We start from the raw sequence: 3,871 nt of genomic DNA, 5'->3' as shown, positions 1-3,871 counted from the left end.
GTGGCGTAGGTGGTGGTTTCGGTCGGGCCGTAGCAGTGCACCAGGCGCAAACCGGGCGCCAGGTCCAGCAAGCGCCGGAACGACGCCACATCGGCCCGTTCGCCGCCGCACAACAGGATCCGCAGGCCGCCGATGGCCTGGGGAATCAGTTGCACGTACTGGTTGAAGATCGCCGTGGTCACGAACAGCACCGTGACGCCCGAGTCCTCCAACACTTGGGCAAACCTTGACGGCTCAAGCAGGGTTTCATGGTCGATCACCACCACCTGCCCGCCATTGAGCAAGGCGCCCCAGACGTCCATGGTGCTGGCGTCGAACGCCGGGTTCGAGGCGAAGGCGATGCGGTCCTGCGCATTGAAGTCGGCGTAACCGTTGTTGATCACCAGGCGGCTGATGGCCCGGTGCGGCACCAGCACGCCCTTGGGCTGCCCGGTGGAACCCGAGGTGTACATGATGTAGGCGATCGACTCGCTGGACTGCGCCAAAGCCGGGTTGTGCGCCGCCCCTAGGCTGTCCAGCGTGTCCAGGTCGATGCGCGAGGCGCCCTCGGGCACGGTCTCGGTACTGAACGTCAGCAGGCACTTGGCCTGGCAGTCGTCGAGCATGAAGCCCTGGCGTTCCAGGGAGGCGTTGCGGTCCAGCGGCACGTAGGCCGCCGCGCACTTGAGGATCGCCAGTTGACTGGCCAGCAACTCGATGGAGCGTGGCAGCAGGATGGCCACGCAGTCGTCCGGTTGCACGCCAAGGCCGATCAGGTGATGGGCCAGGCGGTTGGCCTGCTCGTTCAGCTCCCCATAGCTCACTTGCCGCTGTCCGTGCACCGCTGCAATCGCCTGCGGCAGGTACGCGGCCTGGGCCTCGAACAGCGCCAAGACGGTTTGCTCGTGTGGATAGGCGCGCTGGGTGGCGTTGAAATCCTCCAGTAGCTGGTTACGTTCGCTTTGCGGCAGGATCTCCAAGCGGTTGAGTGGCGTCTGGGGCGCGTGTTCGAGGGCCTGCACCAGACTTTCCAGGGCCGTGTGCATGTAGGCGCAGATGCGCGCCGCACCGATGCCCTGCACTACCAGGGCGCTCAGCATGAAGCCATCGCCCAAGTCATCCACCGACAGGGTCAGTGGGTAATTGGTCCGCTCTTCGTTACTCAGGAACTCGATGCCCTGCCATGCGGCCTGGGTTTCATTCGAGACCTCGGCCGCTGCACTGGCGCTGTGCCGATAATTGAGCAGCGCGCTGAACAGCGGCAGCGGCGCAACCACGCCGCTGCAACGCTGGGCCAAGGCCAGCGAGGCGTGTTCATGGCCCAACAACCCGGTCAGCCGTGCGTGAGTGGCTTTCACCCCCTCGCGCACGCCTTGGCTGCTCACGTCGATCCGCAGCGGCAAGGTATTGATGAACATGCCCAGCGCCCGGTCGGCGCCATCGCCGCTCTGCATCCGGCCCAACAGGACCGTACCGAACACCACATCGTCCTTGCCTGACACACGCCCCAGTACCTGCGCCCAGGCCAGGTGGACCAGGCTGGCGGCACTCACGCCCAACTGCCGGGCTTGTGCCCGCAGACGCTGGCTCAACGTTGCCTCGACAACCTGGCGGGCCTGCTCGATGGCCTGTCCGTCGCCGCTCACGTCCTGCAAGCCGAACGGTAAGGTCGGCTCGTCGACATCGGCGAGCATCTCGCGGAAGAACCCTTCGTGCTCTTGTTGACTCACCCCCAGGCGCGCCTGTGCCACATAGTTGCGGTACGGCATCGCCACGGGCAGTTGGTCGGCCTGGCCCAGCAGGTGCGCCTGCATCTCGTGCTGCACCACTTCCAACGCCGTGTGGTCGAGGGCCATATGGTGGAACAACAACACCGCGACCCAACGCTGGTTGAGCGCGTCTTCGGCAAAGACCAGCCGCATCAGCGGGGCCTGGGTGATGTCCAGCCGGTAGTGTTGCGGGTCGAAACGCTCCTGCAACTGCGCCGCGATCTCGCCCTTGGCAATGTCCAGGGCGATCTCTTCCAGATGCAGCTTCGCTTCGCGCCACACCACTTGGATCGGCGCGTCGAAGCCTTGCCACACCACACTGGTGCGCAGGATGTCGTGCCGATCGATGACGTATTGCAGCGCGTCCACAAACGCCGCCAAGCGGTCGCGACTCTGCAGTTCGAACACGGTTTTCAGCACATAGGGGTCGCCCTGCTCGGCGGCCAGGTGATGGTAGAGAATACCGTCCTGCAACGGTGCCAGCGGGTAGATGTCCTGCACGTTCGGCGCCCCTCCTGGCACCGTCGCCACGACCCGGTCAATGGCCGCCTGATCAAGCTGAATCAGCGTGAGCATGTCCGGGGTGATCCGTTCACAGGCCGGGGCAATCCGGTTCACCGGGACATCCACCTCCCGGCCACTGCCGATGGCCGCGCCCAGTGCGGCCAGGGTCGGCTGGCTGAACAGCACCCGCACGTCGGCGCTCAAGCCGACCTGGCGCATGCGTTCGATCAGCGTGACCGCCAACAGCGAATGGCCGCCCAGTTCGAAAAAATTGTCGTGGCGACCCACTTGGTCAACCCTGAGCAGCTCGGCCCAGAGTTGTGCCAAGAGTTGCTCGACCTCGCCTTGCGGCGCTTCATATTCACGGCTGACGTAAGCATCGCTGTCCGGCGCCGGCAGTGCACGGCGGTCGAGCTTGCCGTTGGCGGTCAACGGCAATGTGTCGAGGCGAACGTAGGCCACCGGAATCATGTAGTCGGGCAATTGCCCCTGCAAATGCATACGCAGGGTCTCGATGTGCGGCGCAACGTCCAGGTCCCGCGGCGTGAAGTACGCCACCAGGCGCTTCTCACCTGGGACGTCTTCGCGCATCAGCACCACGACCTCCTTGACGTCATCATGTTCGGCCAACCGGGCTTCGATCTCGCCCAGTTCGATGCGGAAACCACGGATCTTCACCTGGTCGTCGTTACGCCCCAGGTAATCCACCGTGCCGTCCGCGCGCCAGCGCGCCAGGTCGCCGGTGCGGTAGAGCAAGGCACCGGGATCGGAACTGAACGGGTCGGCGATAAACTTCTCGGCGGTCAGCTCGGGACGGTTCAGATACCCCTTCGCCACGCCCTCGCCACCGATGTACAGCTCGCCGGCCACGCCGATGGGCACCGGCTGTTGGTTGGCATCCAGCACATAGACACGGGTGTTGCCGATCGGACGACCAATCGGGATTCCGCCCTCGCCCACGCGGGTGATCTCGTGGGTGGTGGTAAACGTGGTGGCTTCGGTCGGACCATAACCGTTGAGCAGGTGCAGCGGCGCGCCTTCCTTCAGGACTCGGCCGATCACTGCTGGGTCGAGTACATCGCCACCGACGATCAGGTAGCGCAATTGGGCGAACGCCGTCATCAGCCCGGCAGCGTATTGATGGAACAGGCCCGCGGTCATCCACAGCACGTTGACCGATTGCTCTTGCAGCAGCGCCGCAAAACGCACTTGCGTCAGCAACACGTCCTGGTCGACCACCACCACGCAACCGCCATTGAGCAACGGTGCCCAGACGTCCAGGGTGCTGGCGTCGAAGGCCGGGTTGGAGGCGAAGGCCACCCGGTCCTGGGCGTTGAAGTCGGCGTAGCCGTTATTGATCACCAGTCGGTTGATCGCCCGGTGCGGCACCCGCACGCCTTTCGGGGTGCCGGTGGAGCCGGAGGTGTACATGATGTAGGCCACCGATTCGCCGTCTTGCGTCAGGTGGAGGTTATCGGCGGACTCATTGAAGACCAGCGTATCCAGAGCCACCCGTTGCGAGGCTTCAGGCGCTACCGCTGTACTCGACGTCAGCACGACCTGTGCCCCGCTGTCCTGCACCATGAACTGCTGACGCTCCAGCGGCGCGCTGACATCCA

General features: G+C 64.7%; 1 protein-coding gene. It reads right to left on the bottom strand.

Features of this window, described 5'->3' with window-relative positions; all coding sequences use genetic code 11:
* Positions 1 to 3,871: non-ribosomal peptide synthetase (locus BT125_RS28145; RefSeq protein ID WP_139271830.1), on the bottom strand; the 3,871-nt coding region annotated here is incomplete at both ends.

The sequence above is a fragment of the Pseudomonas sp. NFACC04-2 genome (genome assembly GCF_900119265.1).
Classification (GTDB): Bacteria; Pseudomonadota; Gammaproteobacteria; order Pseudomonadales; family Pseudomonadaceae; genus Aquipseudomonas; species Aquipseudomonas fluorescens_AA.
This window is presented reverse-complemented; position numbering and strand designations above follow the sequence as displayed.